The sequence below is a fragment of the Arthrobacter sp. 10L424 genome (assembly GCF_056395325.1).
Window position 1 is genome coordinate 127051 of sequence record NZ_JBFTJH010000006.1, and the last position, 25663, is coordinate 152713.

The 25663-nt window shown below is 67.2% G+C and carries 22 protein-coding genes; 9 read left to right on the forward strand and 13 right to left on the reverse strand.

Translation table 11 applies throughout. From position 1 onward, the window contains the following. Positions 1-33: 33 nt before the first annotated feature. The 5 genes from ftsL to dinB all read right to left on the reverse strand — a co-directional run bounded on the left by ftsL (position 34) and on the right by dinB (position 4591). Positions 34-726, reverse strand: a complete 693-nt coding sequence (gene ftsL / locus AC1DC5_RS12550) for a cell division protein FtsL (protein WP_441405346.1) — start codon at positions 724-726, stop codon at positions 34-36. Beyond that, positions 723-1721, reverse strand: a complete 999-nt coding sequence (gene rsmH, locus AC1DC5_RS12555; RefSeq protein ID WP_441405345.1) for a 16S rRNA (cytosine(1402)-N(4))-methyltransferase RsmH — start codon at positions 1719-1721, stop codon at positions 723-725. Before rsmH ends, ftsL begins: the two co-directional genes overlap by 4 nt. A gap of 197 nt (positions 1722-1918) precedes the next feature. After that, positions 1919-2347 (reverse strand): division/cell wall cluster transcriptional repressor MraZ, encoded by a 429-nt coding sequence (gene mraZ, locus AC1DC5_RS12560; RefSeq protein ID WP_056431195.1) that lies wholly within the window; start codon positions 2345-2347, stop codon positions 1919-1921. Positions 2348-2779: 432 nt separating this feature from the next. Beyond that, positions 2780-3154 carry a DUF3040 domain-containing protein gene (locus AC1DC5_RS12565; protein WP_441405344.1) on the reverse strand — a complete coding sequence of 125 codons (375 nt, stop codon included), beginning with the start codon at positions 3152-3154 and terminating at the stop codon, positions 2780-2782. Between the two features lie 276 nt (positions 3155-3430). Beyond that, on the reverse strand, positions 3431-4591 hold the full coding sequence (gene dinB, locus AC1DC5_RS12570; RefSeq protein ID WP_476865420.1) for a DNA polymerase IV: 1161 nt from the start codon (positions 4589-4591) through the stop codon (positions 3431-3433). Between the two features lie 176 nt (positions 4592-4767). On the opposite strand from dinB, the gene AC1DC5_RS12575 reads away from it, so the two are divergent. Both AC1DC5_RS12575 and AC1DC5_RS12580 read left to right on the forward strand, forming a co-directional pair. Further along, positions 4768-5301: a hypothetical protein gene (locus AC1DC5_RS12575; RefSeq protein ID WP_476865359.1), complete on the forward strand. Its 534-nt coding sequence runs from the start codon at positions 4768-4770 to the stop codon at positions 5299-5301. Beyond that, complete coding sequence (locus AC1DC5_RS12580) at positions 5298-6392, forward strand: polyprenyl synthetase family protein (protein ID WP_476865360.1); 1095 nt, start codon at positions 5298-5300, stop codon at positions 6390-6392. The genes AC1DC5_RS12575 and AC1DC5_RS12580 overlap by 4 nt, the downstream gene beginning before the upstream one ends. Positions 6393-6519: 127 nt before the next feature. Here AC1DC5_RS12580 and AC1DC5_RS12585 read toward each other — a convergent pair whose 3' ends face one another. Next, entirely contained in the window at positions 6520-6873 is a 354-nt protein-coding gene (locus AC1DC5_RS12585) for an Rv2175c family DNA-binding protein (RefSeq protein WP_024367566.1), read from the reverse strand. Between the two features lie 299 nt (positions 6874-7172). Between AC1DC5_RS12585 and AC1DC5_RS12590 the strand changes: the two genes are divergently transcribed. Both AC1DC5_RS12590 and AC1DC5_RS12595 read left to right on the forward strand, forming a co-directional pair. Next, a complete protein-coding gene (locus tag AC1DC5_RS12590) occupies positions 7173-8567 on the forward strand; it encodes a lytic transglycosylase (RefSeq protein ID WP_476865361.1) in 1395 nt (464 codons plus the stop codon). 118 nt (positions 8568-8685) lie between these two features. Further along, positions 8686-10812 carry a Stk1 family PASTA domain-containing Ser/Thr kinase gene (locus AC1DC5_RS12595; RefSeq protein ID WP_476865421.1) on the forward strand — a complete coding sequence of 709 codons (2127 nt, stop codon included), beginning with the start codon at positions 8686-8688 and terminating at the stop codon, positions 10810-10812. Positions 10813-10895: 83 nt separating this feature from the next. On the opposite strand, the gene AC1DC5_RS12600 is transcribed toward AC1DC5_RS12595, so the two are convergent. Together AC1DC5_RS12600 and AC1DC5_RS12605 are read right to left on the reverse strand one after the other, a co-directional pair. Next, on the reverse strand, positions 10896-12299 hold the full coding sequence (locus AC1DC5_RS12600; protein WP_441405391.1) for a class II 3-deoxy-7-phosphoheptulonate synthase: 1404 nt from the start codon (positions 12297-12299) through the stop codon (positions 10896-10898). 124 nt (positions 12300-12423) lie between these two features. Beyond that, entirely contained in the window at positions 12424-13167 is a 744-nt protein-coding gene (locus AC1DC5_RS12605; protein ID WP_476865362.1) for a lysophospholipid acyltransferase family protein, read from the reverse strand. A 111-nt stretch (positions 13168-13278) separates the two neighbouring features. Here AC1DC5_RS12605 and AC1DC5_RS12610 point away from each other — a divergent pair, with 111 nt between their 5' ends. Genes AC1DC5_RS12610 through AC1DC5_RS12620 form a run of 3 tightly spaced genes read left to right on the forward strand, consistent with a single transcriptional unit; the run spans position 13279 to position 15549 of the window. Then, positions 13279-14088 carry an alpha/beta hydrolase gene (locus AC1DC5_RS12610; protein WP_476865363.1) on the forward strand — a complete coding sequence of 270 codons (810 nt, stop codon included), beginning with the start codon at positions 13279-13281 and terminating at the stop codon, positions 14086-14088. Further along, entirely contained in the window at positions 14085-14888 is an 804-nt protein-coding gene (locus tag AC1DC5_RS12615) for an alpha/beta hydrolase (RefSeq protein ID WP_476865364.1), read from the forward strand. Before AC1DC5_RS12610 ends, AC1DC5_RS12615 begins: the two co-directional genes overlap by 4 nt. After that, positions 14881-15549: a hypothetical protein gene (locus tag AC1DC5_RS12620; RefSeq protein ID WP_476865365.1), complete on the forward strand. Its 669-nt coding sequence runs from the start codon at positions 14881-14883 to the stop codon at positions 15547-15549. The genes AC1DC5_RS12615 and AC1DC5_RS12620 overlap by 8 nt, the downstream gene beginning before the upstream one ends. Before the next feature lie 5 nt (positions 15550-15554). On the opposite strand, the gene AC1DC5_RS12625 is transcribed toward AC1DC5_RS12620, so the two are convergent. Continuing rightward, positions 15555-16658 (reverse strand): ROK family glucokinase, encoded by a 1104-nt coding sequence (locus tag AC1DC5_RS12625; RefSeq protein ID WP_476865366.1) that lies wholly within the window; start codon positions 16656-16658, stop codon positions 15555-15557. Positions 16659-16889: 231 nt separating this feature from the next. Here AC1DC5_RS12625 and AC1DC5_RS12630 point away from each other — a divergent pair, with 231 nt between their 5' ends. Continuing rightward, positions 16890-18710 (forward strand): AMP-dependent synthetase/ligase, encoded by a 1821-nt coding sequence (locus AC1DC5_RS12630; protein ID WP_441405334.1) that lies wholly within the window; start codon positions 16890-16892, stop codon positions 18708-18710. 162 nt (positions 18711-18872) lie between these two features. Here AC1DC5_RS12630 and AC1DC5_RS12635 read toward each other — a convergent pair whose 3' ends face one another. Then, positions 18873-22268, reverse strand: a complete 3396-nt coding sequence (locus tag AC1DC5_RS12635) for a pyruvate carboxylase (RefSeq protein ID WP_476865367.1) — start codon at positions 22266-22268, stop codon at positions 18873-18875. 335 nt (positions 22269-22603) lie between these two features. Between AC1DC5_RS12635 and AC1DC5_RS12640 the strand changes: the two genes are divergently transcribed. Then, positions 22604-23455, forward strand: coding sequence for a ParA family protein (locus AC1DC5_RS12640; RefSeq protein ID WP_476865368.1), 852 nt, complete (start codon positions 22604-22606; stop codon positions 23453-23455). Between the two features lie 116 nt (positions 23456-23571). Here the strand turns inward: AC1DC5_RS12640 and AC1DC5_RS12645 are convergent, their stop codons facing one another. The 3 genes from AC1DC5_RS12645 to ftsR all read right to left on the reverse strand — a co-directional run bounded on the left by AC1DC5_RS12645 (position 23572) and on the right by ftsR (position 25650). Next, positions 23572-24168 (reverse strand): MerR family transcriptional regulator, encoded by a 597-nt coding sequence (locus AC1DC5_RS12645; RefSeq protein ID WP_476865369.1) that lies wholly within the window; start codon positions 24166-24168, stop codon positions 23572-23574. 262 nt (positions 24169-24430) lie between these two features. After that, positions 24431-24934 (reverse strand): bifunctional nuclease family protein, encoded by a 504-nt coding sequence (locus AC1DC5_RS12650; protein ID WP_426976985.1) that lies wholly within the window; start codon positions 24932-24934, stop codon positions 24431-24433. Then, positions 24934-25650 carry a transcriptional regulator FtsR gene (gene ftsR / locus AC1DC5_RS12655; RefSeq protein WP_441405330.1) on the reverse strand — a complete coding sequence of 239 codons (717 nt, stop codon included), beginning with the start codon at positions 25648-25650 and terminating at the stop codon, positions 24934-24936. Before ftsR ends, AC1DC5_RS12650 begins: the two co-directional genes overlap by 1 nt. Positions 25651-25663 lie beyond the last annotated feature (13 nt).

Genomic DNA, 25663 nt, shown 5'->3' on the forward strand with positions numbered 1-25663 from the left:
CTTGCTTCTTGCCTGGCTGGTGGTCCGTCCTGCTTACTGTCCCGGGACCTTCTGCGCGGGGGCAGGAACGGAGCCGCCGTGGAGTTCGACTGCCGGTGCGGCGGGGGCGGGTGCAGCCTCGGGCGCGGGTTCCGCGGCTGCCGGCGCTGCGGCGGCCGGGGTCGTTGCCGCAGCAGCTGGGTCGGCGGCTGCCGGCTTGCGGTTCGCGAGAGGCTCATTGACGGTGGCGGGCGGAACAACGTTGAGCTGGCCCGCGACCGCCGGGGCGGCGATAACGGCCCCGGGGGCGTCGCCCTTCACCGCCGGCTTGGCTTTGCCCGTGACGGTCAGGGTGGACAGATCAATCTGGCCCTTGCCGGTGGAGGTGACCATGCCCAGCTCGGTGGCCTTCGCGGCCAGGTTCTGCGGGGCGTCGAAGTTCTGCACCTGCTGGGTCAGGTCCTGGTTCTGCTTCGTCAGGGTGGACTGCTGGCTCCGCAGCTGCACCAGCTGGTACTGCGCCGTCGAGACGGAGATGTTCAGGACCAGCACTGCGATGAGGGCAACGGCGAGGAGGCCGAAGCACAGCACAACGAACGGGGCGCGCCGTTTCCGCGGGGCCGACTGGACCAGAGAGAGCGGAGTGCGCGCCTTCCGGGAGGGACCGGTACCGGGGGTGATCCCGGGGAGGGCGCGGGCCGTGGCGCCTGTGGCAACGGGGAATCTGCTGACAGCGGCGGTGCTCATACGGCCCTCCTGGCTTTGATACGTTCCACGGCGCGGAGCCTGGCGGAGGCAGCGCGTGGGTTTTCGGCGATTTCGGCGGCGGTGGGCACTTCGGTGCCCTTCGTCAGGGTTTTCAGTGCCGCCTTGTGCTCTTCCAGCTCGACGGGGAAGCCGAGAGGCGCGGAGGACTTGGATCCGGCCTGGAAGAAGCCCTTGACGATCTTGTCTTCCAGCGAGTGGTAGGACATCACGACGACGCGGCCTCCGACGGCGATCGCGTCGATGGCTGCGGGGATGGCACGTTCCAGGACGTCGAGTTCCTCGTTGACTTCAATCCGGAGGGCCTGGAAGGTGCGTTTGGCGGGATGTCCGCCGGATTTGGCGGCACCGGCGGGGACTACATCGCGGATCTGCTCGACCAGTTCCCCTGTCGTGGTGAAGGGCTTCGCGGCGCGTGCGGTGACAATCCGGTTGGCGATGCGGCCGGCGAACTTCTCCTCGCCCCACTTCCGGATGATCCGGACCAGGTCCTCTTCGCTGTAGTTGTTGACGACGTCGGCGGCGGTTTGGCCGCGGCTCGTGTCCATGCGCATGTCCAGCGGGGCGTCAAAGGAGTACGCGAAGCCGCGTTCGCGTTCGTCCAGCTGGAGCGAGGAGACCCCGAGGTCCATCAGGACTCCGTGGACCTCCGCGAAGCCGAGGTCCACCAGGACGTCGGGGATTTCGTCGTACACGGCGTGCACCAGGTCGGTCCGGTTGGCGAAGGGCTTGAGCCGCTCCCCCGCCAGGGCCAGTGCTTCCTCGTCACGGTCGATGCCGATGAGGTGCAGTTCCGGGAAGCGCTGCAGCATTGCCTCGGAGTGGCCGCCCATGCCCAGAGTTGCGTCGATGACCACGGGGGTCTCGCCGCGGCTGCGGGCTGCTTCGAATCCGGGTGCCAACAAAGTGATGCACCGGTCTTTGAGGACCGGTACATGCCGTTCGGACGTAGGCTTCGCCTGGTCAGGGTCCGTCATGCCTGCGTCCTTTCGTTGTCCGGCTGAATTGTTGGAGTGCTGTTGCGGGCCGTGCTGGCCGCTTCTTGGTCCAGATCCCCATCCGCGCCTATCCTGCGTCCGCCTGGCTCCGGGGAAGTGAGCCAGGAAATCAGCTGGATGGGCGGCTGGAGATCTTGATCAAGAATCGTGCTGCACTGCTTGGTTCCTGTGGGGCTTCAGAGAATCCCCGGTATGGCGTCGTCGGTCTCCGAGAAGGCCGTTTCCTTCTCTGCGAGGTATTCGTTCCAGGCCTGGGCGTCCCAGATCTCAGCGCGGGTTCCTGCACCAATAACGGCGAGTTCCCGGCCGAGTCCTGCATACTCCCGGAGCGCCGGCGGAATCGTCACGCGCCCCTGCTTGTCAGGTACCTCGTCGGAGGCTCCAGAGAGGAAGACCCGGATGTAGTCACGAGCCTGCTTGTTGGAGATTGGAGCCTCCCGCATTTGCTCGTGAACCCGGCCGAATTCCGCCTCACTGAAAACGTAGATGCAGCGTTCCTGGCCCCTTGTGAGAACCAGTCCGCCGGCAAGCTCCTCACGGAACTTCGCGGGAAGGATGATTCGACCTTTTTCGTCCAGACGCGGCGAATGTGTGCCGAGAAACACGGCCCACCGCCTGTCTGTTCGTAGGAAGCCCAACGTCCCCTGTGCTGCCACTACCCTCTTACGTCCTCCACATTACTCCACATCCCTCCACAGTCAACGACACGCCGAAGATTTTCGCGTCTATTTGTGGGACTGACTGCCTCCAGGTTCCTTGCAATGGCAGGGATGTGGGCCCGGTGGTGCGCAGTGGAGGGACTGGAGAGGGCGTCAGCCGTCCGCTGCCTGGCACGGCCCAGGCAGGGGGCCGCGGTGGTTCTTTCGGTGTTCCTGCGGCGCTGTATGCGGCAGGAACACCCTGTTTAACGGCAAAAGACCCGCCGAAGCGGGTCTTTTATGCCACCTGTGGTGTCCCTGTGGTGCGGAATGGAGGGCGGGGGCTGGAAGCTGGAACCGGTAGGCCAGTACCGGAGGAACGGGCCGCCCCTTCGGGGCTCAGGATTCCCCGCGGTGCCTCTCGTCCCAGCGTTCCTCAAGATTGCTCATGAACGAACTCCTGGGCTTCCCGGACTTCCGGGCCGTGCCCGCGGCTTTGGCTTTGCCGGCAGCCGAAGCGCGCATGGTGGCGTAGTAGACGCCTGCGCCCATCACCACAAAGCCCAGAACGCCTACGAAGATGTTCTGGATCGTCACGCCGAAGAGCAGGATTACGACGCCGGCCAGCGTGGCCAGGACACCGATCACCAGATGGCGGGTTGACCATGAACGTCCCGCGTCCGAGCCCATCGAGCTGGCGAACTTGGGATCGTCCTCATGCAGCTGCTTCTCAAGTTGCTCCAGCAACTTCTGTTCGTGCTCCGAGAGCGGCATCACGACCTCCTTAAGTCGGCCAACGTCCAGACTGACGCGGCCAGTGTCCCTAAACCCACAACGTGCGGGATTCGCGCGTGGTTCCCATTCGCCGCCGTTGCTCGAATGGGGTTTTCCACGGCCCCTTGCGGGGTGTTCAGCTGGTCCTGCATTAGTCCGAACGCTCGATCCAGTCGTTCCAAACTTACGTATAAATAAGGATAGTTTGTTGCGCCCTGTTCTGAAAGATGCCGAACGTCCCCTTGACTTCGTGACGGGGACTTTGGACCGCCGAAGTCACCCCGAATTGCTTCCGGGGTCCAGCAGCCGGGCCGGAAGCACCGACTTGGTGCCGAATTTCCGGGTGACCTGATCCAACACCTGCTCAGCCGCCCGCCAGTTGTCGTCCCTGCGGTCAAGGCTCAGCTGCAGGGGCGCCTGCGCGGCTTCCTCGAGCTGTTCGGCCCGGATGCCCACCAGCCGCACCGTCATGGGCCGGTCACCGAGTGATTCCAGCAGCTGGACAGCGACGGCGTAGAGCAGTTGGGCGCTGTCGATCGGCGTGCTGACCGTGCGGCTCCGGGTGATGGTGGAGAAGTCCGCGTAGCGCAGCTTAAGGGCCACGGTACGGGCGTGCATGCCTGCACTGCGGAGCCGCTCAGCGGTCCGGTGCGAGAGCCGGAGCAATTCCCGGTGCAGCAGTGCCTCGTCGGCGGTGTCAACAGCAAAGGTCTCTTCGGCGCCGATGCTCTTCTCCAGCCGGACAGGGGTGACCGGGCGGGGGTCGATCCCCCACGACAGGCGGTAGACGTGCTCCCCTGACATGCCGAGGACCTTCCGCAGGGACGGCAGCGGGGACGCCGCGACGTCCGCAACTGTCCGGATGCCCATGCGGGCCAGCACGTCGACGGTTTTGGCCCCGACACCCCAGAGGGCGCTGACCGGAAGGCTGTGCAGGTAAGGGACCGTCTCCTCGGGCCCAATGAGCAGCAGTCCGTTCGGCTTGCACCGGGTGGAGGCAATCTTGGCCACGAACTTGCTGGCGGCTATTCCCACGGACGCGGTGATGCCCAGCTCGCTGCGGACCCGGGCGCGGATAAGCTCACCGATCTCGCGGGGCGGGCCGAGGCGCCGGATCGCTCCCCCAACGTCGAGGAATGCCTCATCCACGCTGAGGGGCTCCACGAGTTCGGTAATCGAACCGAAGATCTCCATGATCTGGCCGGAGACCTCGTAGTACAGCTTGTGTCTGGGCTCGATGACGACTGCGGAGGGGCACATCCGCATGGCGACCACCATCGGCATGGCCGACCTGACGCCGAACTTCCGGGCCTCGTACGAGGCGGACAGCACAACAGAACGGTCTGCGGGGTAGCCCACAATAACGGGCTTTCCCACGAGTTCCGGCCGGCTGCGCAGCTCCACCGAGACAAAGAAAGCGTCCATGTCCACGTGCATGATGCTGCTCCGCCGGAACTCGCGCAATTGCGCTTCGCTAAGCCGCCTGGGTGCGCCTTGGGGAGACTGCTCCCGCTGCTGTTTATCCTGGTCCGGCCACACAACTTCAATCCTATGCCCCGGGACTGACTAAACTGGAGGCTGAATCCGGCGTCAACACCAGGAGGAAAGTCCCTGTGAAGGTATTTGGACCGCGCAACCGTGCTGCGGCAGCCGTTATGGCGGCGGGCACGCTGATGGCTCTGGCCGCATGCACGCCCCCCAACCCCGGGACCGTTCCTTCGGGTTCCGCGTCGGCCTCGCCGGCTCCCTCCGCGTCCCAGCCCTCCACCACAGCTCCGGCCAGCCCCTCCGCCGCACCCGGCACCTCGGCCACGGTCGGCGCCATGGTCCCCGGGTTCCCGGAGAAGCTCCTGCCTGTGATGCCTGGTGCGAAGGTCGTCTCCAGCAGTTTTGACAAGACCACTACGCCCGCCACCGTGGCGCTTGTCGGCAGCATTTCCGCGCCGTCCGCCGACGTGCTCGCCTACTACACGAAGGAACTTGAGGCACAAGGCTTCAAGGCCGTTCCGGGCGAAGCAGTGGGCGCGGTACCGTCCAAGGACTTCCTCCGCGGTGACAACGAAACGGTCAACATCTCGGTGGTGGAAACCGCCGGGGTTTCCACGTTCACGATCGGCGCGAACGTCGCCGCCGAGTCCGTCAAGTGACCCTCGCGGAGCAGCTGCGCCTGGAGCAGACCGCGTTTGTTGCCGCCGTCGCCGGAAAGCTCACCGATTTCCTCACCACCCGCCAGGCGGTGATGTCCTCGATCTCACCGGACATTGATCCGCTGATGGGATCCATTTCGAACCTGGTCACCGGCGGAAAGCGCCTGCGGGCATTGATGTGCTACTGGGGCTGGCGCGGCGCCGGTGGCGAGGCCGGAGCCGGCGAAGTGGTGACAGCAGGCTCCGCGCTGGAGCTCTTCCAGGCCGCGGCCCTGATCCATGACGACATCATCGACCGCTCGGACACCCGCAGGGGCGGCCCCAGCGTGCACCGGCGCTTCAGCGACCTGCACGAGACGCAGGGGTGGGCGCTGGACAGTGAACGGTTCGGCCACGCGGCCGCCATCCTGACCGGCGACCTGTGCCTGTCCTTCAGCGAGGAATCTTTTACCGACATCGGGCAGAGCGCGGCGTCCGGAAGCCGGGCCCGGCTGATCTTCAACCTAATGCGGGCCGAGGTGATGGCAGGACAGTACCTGGACATCCTCGAGGAGGTCGCGGGTCCCAGGCGGGACCGCGCGGGAGCAGTCAGCCGGGCCCAGTCCATCATCCGGTTCAAGTCGGCCAAGTACTCCACCGAACATCCGCTGGCATTGGGCGGCGCACTGGCCGGCGCCCACGACGAGCTGCTGCGGGGCTACTCGGCGTTCGCCCTCCCGCTTGGCGAGGCTTTCCAGCTCCGCGACGACGTCCTGGGAGTCTTCGGCGACCCTGTCACCACGGGCAAACCGGCCGGAGACGATCTCCGTGAGGGCAAGCGGACCGTACTGATCGCCTTTGCCCTGGACCTGGCCAGTCAGGCCGACTCCACCTTCATCGACGAGAAGCTCGGCAGCCCCGGGCTGGACGACGCCGACGTGGACGAAATCCGCCGCATCATCGTAGAGTGCGGCGCACTCCAGGCCACGGAAACACTGATCGAGGAATTCGGCTACGCGGCTTTCTCCGCCCTGGACCTCCTGCCGCTGGATGAGCTGCCCAAGACTGCGCTCCGAAAGCTGGCGGAGGCCACGGTCAGCCGCGCGGCCTGATCCACGCAGCGGCACTCACTACTCAGCTCCACGCGCAACGCGGCGGCATTAACAAATGCGGGCCCTGCACCTCAGATTCGAGGTGCAGGGCCCGCATTTTGTTTAGGGACCGGGAAATTCCGGGGGGCTACCAGGCCAGGGACTGCGCCCGGCGCCGGATTTCAGTTTTGCGCCCCTCGCGCAGGGCATCGATCGGCCGGCCACGCAGCGATTCATCCGGGGTAAACAACCAGGTAATGAGTTCCTCGTCGGAATAGCCTGCGTCCGCGAGGACCACAATCGTTCCCTTAAGGCTCTCGACCGCATGACCGTCCTGAATGAATTCGGCAGGAACGCAACGGATCCGGCGTTCACCGACCCTCAATGCAGCCAACGCACGTTCATCAAGAAGTGCGTGAACCTTAGTAATCGAAACGTTCAGGAGCTGCGCGACATCGGGAAGGGGCAGCCATTCGCCCACCAGGCTTTCTACATTACTCACGGATCAAGATTGCCATGCCGGCGGGCCCTGCGCCTAGTCGGCGCCCGGCTATTAAATGGCCAGTCTCCGGACGCGGCCCACGGGCCGAGCGCCGCCTCCCCCGACCGACACTCCACGCGCGCGCATTTTCGGAATGTCAAACAGTTCTTGTGCTATTTGCCCATTTGTGAGAGATTCGCATGGATCACATTTGTAACAGTGATAACTTGAGTCACATTGGTAACACCAGTCACAGCGATAATTACGAGTAAGCCAGGCCAGACCCGCAGCGTTGGACGCTGAGAAGAGGATCTTCCCCCATGACGACGTCACGTTCGCCAAAGCCCAACCCGAGGCCCAGCCTGCCGATGATTGCGGCCACGACGGCGGCACTTCCCGCCGTCGTCCTTTCTTCCTTGGCGATCGCACAGCCGGCTGCGGCGGAGTCGCGCCCCCGCGCCATCCCGGCCACGCTGGCCGCGGCCATTCAGGCACAGGCTCAGGGCCAGACCGTCAGGGCGCTGGCGTCGGCCCTGATTCCTGCCGGTTCCGTCCCGGTCACTGTTCCGTCCTCGTTCCGTCCTGCCCAGGTTTCCGCCCCGGCTGAGTACACAATCGCCCGCGGTGACACGATCAGCGGAATTGCCGGCAAATTTGGCCTGGACACCACACAGGTTCTGGCGTTGAACGGGCTGCAGGCAAACACCATCATCTACCCCGGCCAGAAGATCAAGCTCGACGGCTCGGCCCCGGCGACTGCACCGGCGGCGCCGGCAGCCCCTGAAGCGCCGGCAGCAGCTGCCGGCGGCAGCGTCTACACCGTCAAGCCGGGCGACACCCTCGGAGCTATCGCGGCCCGACACGGCGTCAAGCTCTCCGAGGTGTTCGGCTGGAACGGGCTCAACATGGGTTCGATTATTTATCCCGGGCAGCAGATCAAGATCGGCGGCGGCACTGCTGCACCTGCCCCGTCGGCCCCCGCTGCTCCGGCCCCCGCCCCGAGCGCACCGGCCCCGGCGGCCCCCGCGTCAGGGTCGTACACCATCAAGTCCGGCGACACCCTTTCCGGCATTGCCGCCAGGAACGGGGTCAAGCTCGCGGACATCCTCTCCGCCAACCGCCTGACGATGAGCAGCATCATCTACCCCGGCCAGAAGCTCGCGCTCTCGGGGTCGTCCCTCGCTCCGGCCTCCACCCCTTCCACCCCGCCGCCTGCCACGGTGACGCCGCTGGTCCCGAGTACCTTCCTCGGCTTCACCTACCCGGCCGCCGTCGTCAGCTCCGCCAACCAGAACAAGGCCCTGTTGAACGCCTCGCCGGTGCCCAGCCGCGAACAGATGAAGACGATCGTGGCGGACACCGCCCGCCGCATGGGCGTTGACCCCTCGCTGGCCCTGGCCTTCGCCTTCCAGGAATCCAGCTTCGACCACCGCTCGGTCTCCCCCGCCAACGCGATCGGCACCATGCAGGTCATCCCGTCCTCGGGCCAGTGGGCCTCGGACCTGGTGGGCCGCCAGCTGAACCTGCTGGACCCTTATGACAACGCCACGGCGGGCGTCGCGATCATCCGCCAGCTGACCCGCACGAGCCCGGACCTGGACACCGCCATCGCGGGTTACTACCAGGGCCAGTACTCGGTCAGCAAGTACGGCATGTACGACGACACGAAGCAGTACGTGGAATCCATCAAGGCCCACCAGAAGAACTTCAGCTAGGAGTTCCGGCGGGCCACGCGGCGGCGTCCAGCCGCCCTGGCCAAGCCCCGACGGATAACGAAACGGGTCCGAATCGCAGGTGGATTCGGACCCGTTTCCGTGCAGCGATTAGGATCGTATAGTGCAGGATTACTCGTCGGACCCTCTTGTTGGCACCCTGGTGGATGGCCGGTACCTGATTCAGTCCAGGCTCGCCAGCGGCGGGATGTCCACGGTCTACGTGGCCACCGACCGCCGGCTGGAGCGTGATGTGGCGCTGAAGGTGCTGCATCCCCACATGACCGGCGACCCCCAATTCCTTGACCGGCTGGGCCGCGAGGCAAAAGCTGCCGCCCGGCTGTCGCACCCGCACGTCGTAGGAGTTCTGGACCAGGGCGAGGACGACCGGGTGGCCTACCTGGTGATGGAGTACATCAAGGGCCACACGCTGCGCGACGTCCTCAGGGACAAGGGCGCTCTCCCGCCGCGCCTGGCCCTTGCGCTGATCGACCCCGTCGTCGAGGGGCTGGGTGCGGCCCACGATGCCGGCCTCATCCACCGGGACATCAAACCCGAGAACGTGCTAATTGCCGACAACGGGCGCATCAAGCTAGGCGACTTCGGCTTGGCCCGCGCCATTTCGACGTCGACCAGCACCGGCGCGCTGATCGGCACCGTCGCGTATCTCTCCCCCGAACTCGTGCTTGGCCGCCAGGCGGACGCGCGCAGTGACATCTACTCGGTCGGGATCATGCTCTACGAGATGATTACCGGCCGGCAGCCCTTCGACGGCGAGGTACCCATCCAGGTCGCCTACCAGCACGTCAACTCGGCCGTCGGCGCCCCCTCGGAGCACGTTCCGGGCCTCGCCACCGAAATCGATGAGCTGGTGCAGTGGTGCACCGCCAATGACCCGGACAAGCGCCCCGTCGACGGCAACGCGCTGCTCTCCGAACTCCGGCACATCCGGCGGAACCTGAGCGACGCCGAACTGGACCTGCAGCCCCCGGCTGCGCGTCAGGCCCTGCCGGCCGTGCCGCTTCCGCCGGCAGGACGCCCCGGCGGCGCCCCGGATCCGCTCGCCGCCAACGGCGCCACCGAAGTCATCGGCGGCCGGCAGCAGCCCACGGAATTCATCGCGCGCGGCAACAACCCGACCACCGTGATGTCCGCGGCCCCCCGCCACCCCGGCTACGGCCCGCTGTCCGCCCCGGACGAAGCACCATACGCGGCCGGCGACTACGACGGCGACGACGGCGAGGACGGAGCTTCCGCCGTTCCGGCCGGCAAACGGGCGCAGCGCAAACACGACCGCGACGAGGAAAAAGCCCGGCAGCGCGCCGCGGCCACCCCGGTCCGGAGCCTGCGCGAGGGCAACCCCCGGCGCCGCGGACTGCTCTGGATCCTCGTCATCGTCATCGCTGCACTGCTGGCCGGCGGGGCGGGCTGGTTCTTCGGGATGGGGCCGGGCTCCCCCGGCACGATTCCGGAACTCGCGAACAAGACCGTGGCCGAGGCGCAGCAGCTGCTCCGCACGGCCGGGTTCCAGTCCACCACCAAAGACGTTTTCGACGACGACGTCGCCCCCGGACTGGTGGTTGCCTCAGAGCCGGCGGCCGGGGAGGTCATCCGGAAGTTCCAGCCGGTGTCCCTCGCTGTCTCCAAGGGCCCCGAGCTGTTCCCCCTGCCGGAGTTGACCGGAAAGTCCCTGGACGAGGCCAAGACGGCCCTCAACGGCGCGGGCATGGCACTGGGGAACATCTCCGAGACCTTCGATGAATCCGCGGCCGCCGGGACGGTCCTGGCGCAGGCACCGCCCAGCGGCAACCCGGTCCGGCACGGCACGCCCGTGGACCTCACTGTCTCCAAGGGACCGCAGCCCATTCCGGTGCCTGACGTGCGCGGCCAGAAGCAGGCAGACGCGGTCGCGGCGATCGAAGCTGCCGGGCTGAAAGCCGTGGTCGCCGATGAAACCGTCCACGACCGGAAGGTGCCCAAGGGCGCGGTCGTGGCGCAGGATCCGGCCTCCGGCAACCTGACCAAGGGCGGATCGGTGACGCTCACCATCTCCAAGGGACCGAAGATGGTCCAGGTGCCAAGCTTCATCGGGAAGCAGGCCGCCGAAGCGCAGAAGGCCCTTGAGGAACTCGGCTTCACGGTCAAAGTCGACAACATCCTCGGCGGATTCTTTGGTACGGTCCGAGCCCAGGACCCGGTGAACACAAGCGTCCCGGAAGGCTCCGTCGTCACGCTGACCGTAGTCTGACGGCCCCCGCCCTCACCACTGACAAACATCTCCGCCCCGGCTGCATCAGCCGGGGCGGAGCTGTTTGATGGGCGGGCCAGTCTTTAGCGCTTGGACAGGGCCCCTGCCACCAGGAAAGCCATCTCGAGAGACTGCATGTGGTTCAGCCGGGGATCGCAGACCGATTCGTAGCGGTCCAGGAACGCCTCCTGGTCCACGGGATCCGCGCCGCCAAGGCACTCGGCCACGTCGTCGCCCGTCATCTCGACGTGCAGGCCACCGGGGACGGTGCCGAGCGCATGGTGGACCTCGAAGAAGCCGCGCACCTCATCAATGACGTCGTCGAAGTTCCGGGTCTTGTAGCCGTTCGGCGACGTGACCGTGTTGCCGTGCATGGGGTCGGTCACCCAGAGGACCTGGGCGCCGGACGCGGTGACGCGCTCCACAATCGGGGGCAGCTTCTCGCGGATGTTGCCCGCGCCCATCCGGGTGATGAAGGTCAGGCGGCCGGGCTCGCGGTCCGGATCCAGCTTGTCGATCAGGCGCAGCGCGTCGTCGCCGCTGGTGCCCGGCCCCAGCTTGACGCCGATCGGGTTGCGCACCCGTGAGAGGAAATCGACATGGGCGTGGTCCAGTTCGCGCGTGCGCTCACCGATCCACAGGAAGTGCGCGGACGTGTCGTACGGGAAGCCGGTGCGCGAGTCGATCCGGGTCAGGGCCCGTTCGTAGTCGAGCAGCAGGGCTTCGTGGCTGGCGTAGAACTCCACCCGCTTGAGCGCCTCGAAGTCCGCGCCGCAGGACGCCATGAACTTGATGGCGCGGTCGATGTCCCGTGCCAGCGATTCGTAGCGTGCGTGGGCGGGGTTTTCGGTGAAGCCCTTGTTCCACTGGTGGACGAGCCGGAGGTCAGCGAAGCCGCCCTGGGTGAACGCGCGGATCAGGTTCAGTGTGGAAGCGGAGGTGTGGTACGCCTTGAGCATCCGGCCGGCGTCGTGCGCGCGGGATTCCGGCGTGAAGTCGTAGCCGTTGACGATGTCGCCGCGGTAGGCCGGCAGCGTGACGCCTTCGCGGGTCTCGTCGTTGGAGGAACGCGGCTTGGCGAACTGCCCGGCCATGCGGCCCATCTTGATGACGGGCATCGCCGCGCCGTAGGTGAGGACCACCGCCATCTGCAGGATCGTGCGGACGCGGGCGCTGATCTTGTCCGCCGTCGCGGCCTCGAAGGTTTCGGCACAGTCGCCGCCTTGGAGCAGGAACGCCTTTCCCTGTGCGGCGGCGGCGAGCCGTTCGCGCAGGATGTCCACTTCGCCGGCGAAGACGAGCGGCGGGAGGACGGAAAGTTCCTTGACCGAGGATTCGAAGACGGACTTATCCGACCAATTCGGCTGCTGGGAGGCAGGAAGCTCCCGCCAGTGGTCCAGGCCGGGATAGTTCGCCGCACCGCTCTGGGCGGTGCTGGTCAGTGCGGTGCTGGTCAGTGCGGACCCCGCCGGGGGCGGGTCGCTCAGGGAACTGTTCAGGGGGGAGGCCGAAGGCGCAGATAGCTCAGTCACCTTCTAAGGATAGTTGCCCCCGCGGCGATCGTCGGCCCCGCGGCGTCATTGACTGCGCCGGAACCGTCACACGCTTCGGTCAGACAGTTCCGGTCGCGGCCGGGCCGGAGCCGGCCGCGCCGTCCTCCGGAAGTTCCGTGGCCTTGCCGGCGAGCCGGAGCTTGACGACGGCGGCGTACTCGTCGACGTATTCCTGGCCGGAGAGCCGCATCAGTTCATACATGATCTCGTCGGTCACGGAGCGCTGGATCAGCCGGTCGTCCTCCATGCCGTAGTACCGGCTGAAGTCCAGCGGCTCGCCGAAGATCATCCCGATCCGGCGGATGTTGGGCATCCGTTTGCCGATCGGCTGGACCTTGTCGGTGCCGATCATAGCGACCGGAATCACGGGGACGCGGGCCTGCAGGGCCAGCCGCGCCACCCCCACTTTGCCGCGGTACAGCCGGGAGTCCGGGCTGCGGGTGCCTTCGGGGTAGATGCCCAGGAGCGAGCCGTTCTTCAGCACGTCCATGCCGGCGTTGAGCGAGAGGGCCGATGCCGCCCCGCCGGAGCGGTCCATCGGCAGCTGGTTGGTGAGCCGGAAGAAGGTGGCCGTCAGCTTGCCTTTGATCCCCTTGCCGGTGAAGTACTCCGATTTCGCGAGGAACACGACCGGACGGGGCACCATGAGCGGCATAAAGATGGAGTCGGAGAAGGAGAGGTGGTTGGATGCCAGAATGGCGGCGCCCTCGGCGGGAACGTTGTCCAGGCCCTTGACCCAGGGCCTGAAAAGCGTCTTCAGCACCGGCCCCAGAACGAAGGTCTTCATGAACCAATAAAACACGTGGTGTACCTCTCCGGAAGGCGTCTGGCCGGCCCTGCATCGGACCCGGCCAGGACTTCAATGACACCCTACTCTAGTGAGTTTTATCGGGAACAGTGACACGATGGGCACATGACCGGAAGCAGTACTCCCCTGGCGCCCGCAGCGTTCAGTTATCCCGGCCACGGCGGCAACGCGGGCATCGGTGTGGCCATCTGCCACGGCTTCACCGGCAGCCCCCTGAGTGTCCTTCCGTGGGCCGAGCACCTGGCCCGGCAGGGCTTTGCCGTGTCCGTCCCGCTGCTCCCCGGCCACGGCACGGACTGGCGCGACCTGGCCCGCCACGGCTGGCAGGACTGGTACCGGGCCTTCGAGGACTGCTATCTGGAACTCGCCGCAAAGACCCGGTACTGCTACGTGGCGGGGCTCTCCATGGGCGGGACGATCGCCCTGCGCACCGCGGCCCGCCACCACGTCGCCGGCGTCGCCGTCGTCAACCCGGGACTGAGCTTCTACGACCGCCGGGTGCGCTACATCGGCCTGCTGAAGCACGTCCAGCGCACCACGGTTCCGGTCCAGGAGCCGAACCCGGCGCCCGTCACCACCGAGGACGGTGACTACTCGCTCACCCCGCTGGAGGCCGTGCACCAGCTAAGCCGGCTCTTCAAGGCTGCGCTGCGCGACCTGCCGGCCGTCACCGCTCCGGCGCTGGTCTTCAAATCCGCGACCGACATCGTGGTTCCGCCGTCCTCAATGGAGCTGCTGCGGAAGCGGCTCGGGTCGCGGCAGCTGGACGTGGTCGGTTTGCCGGACAGCGGCCATGTTGCCACGCTCGACGTCGATGCTCCCCTGATCTTCGGGCAGTCCGTCCAGTTCTTCCTGCAGCACGCAGCCTCCGCGCCCTCGCCGGGCCGGCCCGCCACAACCCCGGAGACCCCATGACACTCCCCCCGGACCACACGCCGTTCAGCAGACCTTTCACCGGCACCGGGCCCCGCACCGGCGTCGTGGTCTCGCATGGCTTCACCGGCAGCCCAAACGGCGTCAGGGACTGGGCCACATCGCTGGCCGACGCGGGCTACGCCGTGCGGATGCCGCTGCTGCCCGGGCACGGCACCAGCTGGCAGGATCTTGCCCGGACGCGCTGGCAGGCCTGGCAAGCGGCGATTGACGCCGCCTACCTCGAACTCGCCGGGGAATGCGACCAGGTGATCGTGGCAGGCCTGTCCATGGGCGGGGCGCTGGCGCTGCGGATCGCCGCCAACCGTCCGGTCACCGGCGTCGTGGTGGTCAATCCCGGACTCGTCATCGACGATCCCCGGGCACCGTTGGCGGGCCTCCTCAAATTCGTGGTCAAGAGCACCCCCGCGATCGCCAACGACATCCTGAAGGAGGGCATCGACGAGGGCGCCTATGCCCGGACGCCGGTCGCCGCCGCGCACGAGCTGAACAAGATGTTCAAGGACACCGTGCGGCTGCTCCCCCGGGTCACCGCGCCGGTGCGGGTCTACCGGTCCGCGGTGGACCATGTGGTCTCCGACTCGAGCATGCGGGCACTGCGCCGCGGACTGACCCACGCCCCGCTGGAGGTGATCCGGCTCGAAAACAGCTACCACGTCGCTACGATGGACAACGATGCGCCCGAAATCTTCCGTGGCTCGGCCGAATTCATCCGGTCGCTGGCCCCGGGAAGCACTCCGGACGCTGCCCGCGCCAGCCAGAAGGACACGGCAGATGACTAAACCGGACTCCAACTCTCCCGACCCCGATTCATCGGATTCCCGTGCCCACCAGGACGACGCGGTCTGGCTTGACCTGGTCGCGAGGCTGGAGGGAAGGGAACCGGCCGCAGGCCCGGGGACTCCGGAAATCCGGGAAGCCACGGACGGCAAGGACGACAACGCCGGCGGGGACGACGTGGCGCACCCAGAGGCATCCCCGACGGACGGCCCGAACGTCGACAGCCCTGCAGCCCCACGGCCCTTCAGCGACTTCGACCCGCTGGGCCTTGCCGCCAAGGCGCCGGTCGAACTCTCCGCCGCTGAGCGGCTGGCGCAGAGCCAGGCGGCCGGGAGGGCCACAGCCAACGCGGCCGGGGCGGATGGCCGGCAGGCTGCCCCGGGGCCGCGGGACTTTGACGCCGATGACGATGACCCGTTCATCCCCGGCGAGTTCGTGCCGGAGGAGCCGCCCAGCCTCGCCGGGGCCGACCCGATGACCGTGCTGGCCTGGCTGGGGGCGGTGGGCGGTCCCGTGGCGCTCCTGATGTCCGCAATGTTCTGGCGCTCCGCCCCGCTGCTGGCCATCCTCGGCATGGTGGCAGCCTTCGCGGCGTCGGTGGTCTTCCTGATCATGAAGCTGCCGGGCGAAAAAGACGAGCACGACGACGGCGCGCGCCTCTAACTCGCCTAGCTGTGCATGCGGCTGCTGACCCGGGACAGGTCCGCAGCACCAATCAGGCCCGCGTTCGGGCCAAGGGCCGCCAGCTCGATTTCCGCCGCGGGCCGGAAGCCGCGGCCGGTCAGGTTCCGGGCGAAGGCCTTCCGGGCCGGGCCGACCAGCAGTTCGCCGGCATCGCAGAGTCCGCCGCCGATCACGAACTTGCCCGGATCCAGCGCGGCCGCGAGGTTAGCCAGGCCAAGTCCGAGCCACTCGCCGACATCTTCGAGCAGCTCCCGGGAAGTCGGGTCCCCGGCCTTGGCCAGCTCGGTGACTATCACTCCGGTGATGCGCTCCACGTTGCCGTCGACCGCTTTGAGCAGTTCCTGGGCCACCGGGGAGTTGGCGGCGGCAAGTTCCCGGGCTTCCCGGCCGAGCGCGTTGCCGGACGCGTACTGCTCCCAGCAGCCCCGGTTGCCGCACTCGCAGCGGTGGCCGCCGGGCATGATGATCTGGTGGCCGAATTCCCCGGCCACACCGAACCGTCCGCGCTCGAGGCGGCCGTCCATCACCATGGCACCGCCGATTCCGGTTCCGAGCGTGATGCAGACCAAGCGGTTCTGGCCCTGCCCTGCGCCGAAGCGCCATTCCGCCCAGCCGGCCGCATCGGCGTCGTTGGTCAGCAGCACGGGCCTGCGCAGGAGGCGCTGCAGGTTGTCCCGGAGGGGTTCGTTGCGCCACGCCAGATGCGGGCTGAACAGCACGGTGCCGCCGTCGAGGTCCATCCAGCCGGCTGCGCCGATCCCGACGGACCAGATCCGGTGGCCCGCTCCGAGCTCCTCGACGAGTTCAACAATGACCTGTTCGACCGCCCGGGGGTCATTGCCCGGAGTGGAGCGCTTGGCCTGGGAGAGGATCCTGCCCTCCGCGTCGACGACGCCGGCCGCCACCTTGGTGCCGCCGATGTCCACCCCGATGGCGAGGCCCTTCCGGCCCAGCCGCAGATGCTCACGGAACCCCTGCGCGGCCGGCCCGGCGGCCGCTCCGGCGGCAGATCCGGCAAAGGCCCGGCGGCGCCATGCTGCTGTCCTGCGGTACGGGCCGGGCTGCTGTCCGGGTGTAGGTGTGTGCATGGTTCCCCATCCTATTCGCCGGAGCGCCCCCGCACGGGCCGCACCACCGGGCCGCACCGTCGGGCTGTCGGCCGGCGGGTTCCACTGCTCTGCCGCTGCTTGTCAGGCTGCAGCGGCGTCCACAAACGTTAATGTTACTCGCCAGTAGGTGTGGTGGAACACACATGCCTTGAACGACATACTAGTGTTAGTCGTACCCCTCGCGGGTCTATGGATATCAAAGGAGCTAACGTGCGAGAAATCAGTGTCCCGCCCCTGGTCAACGTCCCCCCGGAATCGAACGTCACGGACCTGGTCCTGCGCCAGGCCGCCAAGGCCTCCAACCCGGCCCTGTTCTCCCGCCTCGACGCCGCCGGCCAGTGGCAGGACATCCGGGCCACCGATTTCCTGGCCGATGTTTCGCTTCTCGCCAAGGGCCTGATGGCCAGCGGGGTCGCCGCCGGCGACAGGGTGGGCATTATGTCCCGCACACGCTACGAATGGGCGCTCATTGACTTCGCCGTCTGGTTCGCCGGCGCCGTCTCCGTGCCGATCTACGAGACCTCCTCCCCCTCCCAGGTTGCCTGGAACCTTGGCGATTCCGGCGCCGTCGCCGCTTTCGGTGAGTCCGCCCACCACGAAAACATCATCCGTCAGGCCGCCACCTCTGAAGGCCTTACCGACCTGGCGCACGTGTGGCAGCTCGAGGGGGCCGGCCTCGACGAGGTCCGCGCCGCCGGCGCGGCCGTCAGCGACGAGGAACTCGAGGCCCGGCGCAGCCAGGCATCCCTCGCGGACCTCGCCACGATCATTTACACCTCGGGCACCACCGGCCGGCCGAAGGGCTGCGAGCTGACCCACGGCAACTTCGTTGAACTCTCCGAAAACGCCCTGGCCACCTCGCTGAACAAGATCGTGCACGAGCAGGCCAGGACCATCATGTTCCTGCCGCTCGCCCACGTGTTCGCGCGGTTCATCTCGGTGCTCGCCGTGGCCGCGGGCGTGACCGTGGCGCACACGCCCGACATCAAGAACCTCCTGCCGGACCTGCAGAGCTACAAGCCGACCTTCATCCTCGCGGTGCCGCGCGTCTTCGAGAAGGTCTACAACTCGGCCCTCACCAAGGCGGAGGACGGTGGCAAGGGCGCCATCTTCCACCGCGCCGCGGACACCGCGATCGAGTTCTCCCGCGCCCGCCAGGCCGGCAAAGTGGGCCTGGGCCTCAAGCTCAAGCACACCCTCTTCGACAAGCTCGTCTACAGCAAGCTCCGCGCCGCCATGGGCGGCGAGGTGGCGCACGCCGTCTCCGGCGGCGGCCCGCTGGGCGAGCGGCTGGGGCACTTCTTCCAGGGCATCGGCATGCAGATCCTGGAGGGCTACGGCCTGACCGAGACCACGGCCCCCGTCACGGTGAACACGCCGGAGCTGATCAAGATCGGCACCGTCGGCGCCCCGATTCCCGGCAACGCCGTGAAAATCGCCGACGACGGCGAGATCCTCGCCAAGGGCGTGTGCGTCATGCGCGGCTATTACAAGCGTGAGGACCTCTCCAGCGAGTCCTTCGAGGACGGCTGGTTCCGCACCGGCGACATCGGACAGCTCGATGAGGCGGGGTTCCTGACCATCACGGGCCGCAAGAAGGAAATCATCGTCACTGCCAGCGGCAAGAACGTGGTGCCGGCCCTGCTGGAAGACCAGATCCGCGCCGACGCGCTGGTGTCCCAGGTCCTCGTGGTGGGTGACAACCGCCCGTTCATCGGCGCCCTGGTCACCCTCGACGAGGAGGCCCTGCCCGGCTGGCTGCACCGCCACGGCCTGCCCGCCTCGACGACCCTTGCAGAAGCCACCGACAACGCGGTGGTCAAGGCCGCTGTGCAGGAACTCATCAACGGCGCCAACCAGTCGGTGTCCCAGGCCGAGGCGATCAAGTCCTTCCGGATCGTGCCCGCCGACTTCACGGAAGCCTCCGGGCACCTGACGCCGTCGATGAAGGTCAAGCGCGCCCAGGTGATGAAGGACTTCGAGAACGTCATCGAGGAAATGTACGGCGCCCCGCGTCCCACCAAGGTCTAACAGCAGTACAGCAACGCGGGGTCACTTGCCGCCGGTCCGGGAGCTCCGGATGGGCGGTGTCTGACCCCGCGTTGCTTTATGAAGAAGGGTCCATCCAGCTTCGGCCGGATGGACCCTTCTTCGTTGTCGTGCTGTGTTGTCCGGTGTTGCGTTGCGTGGCGGCTATTCCACGACGAGCAGCAGGTCCCCGCCTTGGACCTGTTCGATCGCGCCGACGGCGAGGCGTGAGACAGTGCCGGCGACCGGCGTCGTGATGGAGGCTTCCATCTTCATGGCCTCGATCGTGGCGACCGTGTCTCCGGCCTTGACCGCATCACCGGACTTGACGGTCAGGGTGACGGCGCCGGCGAACGGTGCCGCGACCTGGCCCGGCTGGGAGGTGTCGGCGCGTTCGGCGGCCTTGACATTGCTGACCACGGAACGGTCGCGGACCACCACCGGGCGGGACTGCCCGTTGAGCGTGCACATCACGGTGCGCATGCCCTTCTCGTCCGCCTCGGAGACCGCTTCGAGCGAGGCGATCAGGTTGACGCCCTTTTCCAGTTCTATCTCGTGTTCGGCGCCGCGCTGCAGTCCGAACAGGTAGTCGCGGGTGTCCAGTACCGAGAGGTTGCCGTAGTTCTCCACGCTCTTCTGGTAGTCCTTGGTGGGCCCGGCGAACAGCAGGCGGTTCAGCGTCTGCTGCACCGTCTTGGAGTCCCCCTTAAGGGCGGCGCTGTCCTCGGCGCTGAGCTCGACGTCCCGGACCTTGACCGTGCGGCCCTGCAGGGCCTTGGTGCGGAACGGTTCCGGCCAGCCCCCGGGCGGATCGCCCAGTTCACCGGACAGGAACCCGATGACGGAATCCGGGATGTCGTATTTCTGCGGATTCTCGTTGAAGTCCGCGGGATCGGCATTGAGTCCCACCAGGTGCAGGGCGAGGTCGCCGACGACCTTGGAGGACGGCGTGACCTTCACGAGCCGGCCGAGGATGCGGTCCGCCGCGGTGTACATGTCCTCGATGGCCTCGAAGCGCTCACCGAGTCCCAGTGCGATTGCCTGCTGGCGCAGGTTGGAGAGCTGGCCTCCGGGGATCTCGTGCTGGTATACGCGCCCGGTGGGGCCCGGGAGGCCGGATTCGAAGGGTGCGTAGACCCGGCGCACCGCTTCCCAGTACGGTTCCAGGGCGCAGACACTGGCCAGGCTGAGGCCCGTGTCGCGGGGCGTGTGGGCCAGCGCGGCGACCAGGGCCGAGGCCGAGACCTGGCTGGTGGTGCCGGCCAGCGACGCGGAGGCCACGTCCACGGCGTCCACGCCGGCGTCGACGGCGGCCAGCAATGTTGCCAGCTGCCCGCCCGCGGTGTCGTGCGTGTGCAGGTGCACCGGGAGGTCGAAGCGTTCGCGCAGGGCCGTAACGAGCCGGGCCGCGGCGGCGGGACGCAGCAGGCCGGCCATGTCCTTGATCGCCAGAATGTGCGCACCGGCGTCGACGATCTTCTGCGCCAGCTCCAGGTAGTAGTCCAGGGTGTAGAGCGTCTCGTCCGGATCCAGCATGTCCGCGGTGTAGCAGAGGGCCACTTCAGCGACGGCCGTGCCGGTCTCGCGGACGGCGCGGATGGCCGGGGCCATCTGATTGACGTCGTTGAGCGCGTCGAAGATGCGGAAGATGTCGATGCCGGTGGCGGCGGCCTCGTTGACGAAGGCCACCGTGACCTCCTCCGGGTACGGGGTGTAGCCGACCGTGTTGCGGCCGCGGAGGAGCATCTGCAGGCAGACGTTCGGCAGCGCCTTGCGCAGCGCCGCGAGCCGGTCCCAGGGATCCTCGCCGAGGAAGCGCAGGGCGACGTCGTACGTGGCACCGCCCCACGCCTCGACGGAGAGCAGTTCCGGGAGGAGCTTGGAGACCGCGGGGCCGGCAGCCACCAGGTCGCGGGTGCGGACCCGGGTGGCGAGCAGCGACTGGTGGGCGTCACGGAAGGTGGTGTCGGTGACGGCGACGGCCTCCTGCGCGCGCAGGGCAGCCGCGAAGCCCTCCGGACCCAGCTCCTGCAGCCGCTGGCGCGAACCCGGCCGGGCAGCGGCGTCGTCCAGGGCGGGGAGCTTGGCGGCGGGATCGCTGTGGACCGTGAGCTCGCCGTTGGGCTTGTTCACGGTGACATCCGCGAGCCAGGTCAGCAGCTTGGTGCCGCGGTCCGCGGACACCCTGGCCTTGAGCAGTTCGGGGCGTTCGTCAATGAACGAGGTGGCCACGTTGCCCGCGATGAAGTCGGCGTCGTCCAGCACGGCCTGCAGGAAGGAGATGTTGGTCGAGACGCCGCGGATGCGGAACTCGGCGAGGGCACGGCGGGCCCGGGCCACGGCGGCCGGGTACTCGCGGCCGCGGCAGGTCAGCTTGACCAGCATGGAGTCGAAGTGCGGGCTGATCTCGGCGCCGGAGTAGACGGTTCCGCCGTCGAGCCGCACGCCGGCGCCGCCGGCCGAACGGTAACCGGTGATCTTGCCGACGTCGGGCCGGAAGCCGTTGGCCGGGTCCTCCGTGGTGATGCGGCACTGCAGGGCCGCGCCCTTGAGCTGGACCGTCTCCTGGGACAGGCCCAGGTCGGCGAGGGTCTCGCCGGCGGCGATGCGGAGCTGCGCCTGGACCAGGTCGACGTCGGTGACTTCCTCGGTGACGGTGTGCTCGACCTGGATGCGCGGGTTCATTTCGATGAAGACATGCTGGCCGGCCCGCTCCCCCACGGTGTCGACGAGGAATTCGACGGTGCCGGCGTTGACGTAGTTCAGTGCCTTGGCGAACTTCACGGCGTCGCGGTACAGCGCCTGCCGGATGCCTTCGTCAAGGTTCGGGGCCGGGGCGATCTCGATGACCTTCTGGTGGCGGCGCTGGATGGAACAGTCCCGCTCGAAGAGGTGCATCACGTTGCCCTCCGCGTCGGCCAGGATCTGGACCTCGATGTGGCGGGGGCGCAGGACGGCCTGCTCCAGGAACATCGTGGGGTCACCGAACGCGGCATCGGCTTCGCGCATGGCTGCCTGCAGGGCCTCGGGCAGGGCCTCGCGGGTGTCCACGCGGCGCATGCCGCGCCCGCCGCCGCCGGCGACGGCCTTGGCGAATATGGGGAAGCCAATCACGTCCGCGGCGGCGATGAGCTCGTCGACGTCCTTCGAAGGCTGGCTCGACTTCAGGACCGGAACACCGGCCTTGCGGGCGGCTTCGAGTGCTGCGACCTTGTTGCCGGCGAGTTCGAGCACTTCGGCCGGCGGGCCCACGAAGGTGATGCCGGCCGCGGCGGCGGAGCGGGCCAGGCGCGGGTTTTCGGAGAGGAAGCCGTAACCGGGGTAGATGGCATCGGCCCCGGCCTCCTTCGCGACGCGGACCACCTCGTCGACGTCGAGGTAGGCGCGCACCGGGTGGCCCTCTTCGCCGATCAGATAAGCCTCGTCGGCCTTCTGGCGGTGGATGGAGTTGCGGTCCTCATGCGGGAAGACGGCTACGGTCTTGGCGCCAAGTTCGTAGGCGGCGCGGAAGGCACGGATCGCGATTTCGCCGCGATTGGCCACCAGAATCTTCGAAAACATACTTCTCCTGCATCATTGCGGGTGTATCGGTAATTGGTCACAGTGTCCAAGACCGTAACGGGCAAACACAAATTATTGTGGCGACCGTCACAGAGGCCGGCGTCACGTATGCCGGATTAGACACGTACATCAGGCAGGTACATCAGGCAGGGGCGGATCCGGCCCCGATTGAAGCTTATCCATCATCTGCCGCCCCGGCATCGGATGAGGCGGGTTTCGGCAGGGCGGCAACATATGATGAAGAGGTGGGTGGCGCATGCACGCCCCGGCTCCGGAGAACGCAGGAGCCGGCAGGACCCCGTCCCGGCAACCGGCGTTAGGTATTGGTTTTTCAAGTGCAAGTAGTCAGCATCAGCAGCCTCAAAGGCGGTGTCGGCAAGACATCGGTGACCACTGGTTTGGCGTCCGCGGCACTGGCCGCCGGCATCCCCACCCTCGTCGTCGATCTTGATCCCCACGCGGATGCGAGTACGGCCCTCGGCGTCCGGCCGGGAGACCAGCTGGACATCGGCCGGATGCTCAAGGCTCCCCGGCGGGCCAAGCTGGCCGACAACGTGGTCCCCAGCGGCTGGGTGGAACGGGCGGCCGCGAACGGCGGCGTCTCCGCCGGCACTGCGGCACCCGTCCTTGACGTCGCCGTCGGCTCCGCGTACACCGGCATCTACGACCGCCCCGATCTGGGCCGCCGCGACCTCCGCCGGCTCTCCGCGGTGCTGGCCGGCGCACAGAACTACGAGCTGGTCCTGGTGGATTGCCCGCCCTCGCTGAACGGACTCACCAGGATGGCCTGGTCCGCCAGTGACAAGGTCACCCTCGTCGCCGAACCGGGGCTCTTCTCGGTCGCAGGCACGGAACGCACTATGCGCGCCATCCAGCTGTTCCGCCAGGAATTCGCCCCGAACCTCTCCCCCGCGGGCATTGTCGCCAACCGGGTGCGCACCGGTTCCGCGGAGCACACTTTCAGGCTGTCGGAGATGGAGGCCATGTTCGGCGGGTTGCTGCTGTCCCCGCACATCCCGGAGCAGGCCAACTGGCAGCAGATCCAGGGTGCCGCCCACTCCATCCACCACTGGCCCGGGGAATCGGCAAAGAACGCCGCTGCCCTGTTCGATGCGCTGCTGGCAAATCTGCTGGCCACGGACGGCGGCCAAGCCGGCGCTCCGGTCCGGGAGCGCGTGCACCGCTGAGCAGTGTCCGGCTCGGCGCCCGCAGGTACCAAACCCTGCAGAGTGGCACCAACGGCGAAGGCCGCCTTCCTTAGGGAAGGCGGCCTTCGCCGTTGGTGAATTCCTGGGGCTGCAGCCTAGCCGATCTTGCGGGCGGCGCGGCGCTTGCTGAGTTCGTCGTCGGGAAACGACTGGTCGCTGGCGTGTTCGCTGGGAAGGGCCGCGAGGCTGCCTTCCACTTCCCGCCAGACCCGGCCGACGGCGATGCCGAAGACGCCCTGTCCGCCCTGGACGAGGTCGATGACCTCATCCGCGGAAGTGCATTCGTACACGCTGGCACCGTCGCTCATCAGGGTGATCTGGGCGAGATCCTCGACGCCGCGCTCCCGGAGGTGCTCGACGGCGGTGCGGATCTGCTGCAGTGAAACGCCGGTATCCAGGAGACGCTTGACGACCTTGAGGACCAGGATGTCGCGGAAACCGTAGAGGCGCTGCGAGCCTGAACCGGCGGCGCCGCGGACAGCGGGCTCCACCAGCCCGGTGCGTGCCCAGTAGTCCAGCTGGCGGTACGTGATGCCGGCCGCTTTGCAGGCGGTAGGACCGCGGTAGCCCGCATCCTCGTCCAGGACAGGGAGATCCTCGGTGAACAGCAGGCCCTGGGCACCGCTAGCGGGCACAGCTACACCAGCCGTCGCGGACTGCTTGAGCTCGCCTGCTTCGCCTTTCGGACTCACGTGGATCCTCCTCGTATTGGCTCCCCTGCGGAAAATGCAGTAACAACCGGTTATCCCTGGCTAAATCATTCCACGGATGGATAAAATTCATCCGTGTAATTCTGCCGGGGCTCCACCTTCCAGTGTGACCTGAGCGGCTGTCGCGTGCAATGGGAACTTGTACTTCTGACGTTAGGCCCGACGGGGCCCAAGGTCAAAGACGTTCGAGGTATTGCCGGGGCGTGTCGAAACTTTCATCCTCGACTTTAACGTTGGCGAAGGGTCAACCCGCGAAATCCTCAGGCTCGACGTCGTCGAGGAACTCGCGGAAACGGCGCAGTTCCCCCTCTTCGTCGACGGCGGGCCCCGGGTGGGTGTCTTCGCCCTCGTCGTGTTCGGTGATGCGGACGCCGGCCTCTTCCATCACGGCGTCGGCGCACCAGATCCGGCACTTCGCGCGAAGGGCAAGCGCCAGGGCATCGGAGGCGCGGGAACTGACGGTGGTCCCGTTCTCGAACTGGAGCTGCCCGTAGAAGATGTTGTCCTCCACGGCCACAATGTTGACGCTGACAATGCTGTGGCCGAGGGACTCGACGACGTCGACCAGCAAGTCGTGCGTCATGGGGCGCGGCGGAACGACCCCCTGCTGGGCCAGGGCGATGGCGCTGGCCTCCGGCGTGCCGATCCAGATCGGCACGTGCCGCTCCCCATGGATCTCCTTGAGCAGGACCAGCGGCTGATTGGACGGAAGTTCAATCCGCACGCCTACGATCTCCACCTCAATCATCAGATGTCCATCCTCGAGATGCGGTCCTGGACCAGGGCGCGGTGCAGCGTCAGGCACAGCTCGCTGATCTCCCGGGCAGCCTCGGCGGCCCGGGCGTGGGACGCGGCATCCTTGCGGGAAGTCAGGGTGGCCACCGCGCGCTCCACCAGTCCGAACTCGCGCTCGGCGGCGGCCTGGAAGGGCCGCAGGTGCCGCGGCTCCAGGCCGTGGTTCTCCAGCTGGACGCAGGCGCGTGCCACCTGCAGGGCGTTCTCATCGAACTTTCCGTTGACATGGCCAATCAGTCCGAAACTCAGGAGCGATTCAACCAGGGGCACGCTCGCGCCGGATTCGGCCCGGAGCTGTTCCTCGCTGAGCCGGCGGACCCGGTTCTGCAGTTCGGACGCCAGTTCCTCGGAGACAATCCGCGGCGAGACCGTGACGCCCGGAGGCAGGTTGTCGGGGCGCTCTCCGCGGTCGATGGCATCAAGATAGTCCTTGATGACCTTTAGCGGCAGGTACTGGTCCCGCTGGAGGGACAGCACAAAGCGCAGCCGCTCGACGTCGTTCTCGGCGTACTGCCGGTAGCCGGCAGGGGTCCGCTGGGGGTTGATCAGCCCCTTTTCCTCAAGGAACCGGATTTTCGACGCGGTCATGCTCGGGAATTCATCGCTCAACTGAGCCAGGACTTCCCCGATGTTCAGGACCTGGGGTCCGCGCCGTTCCGCGTGTGCCATGGCCACAGGCAGC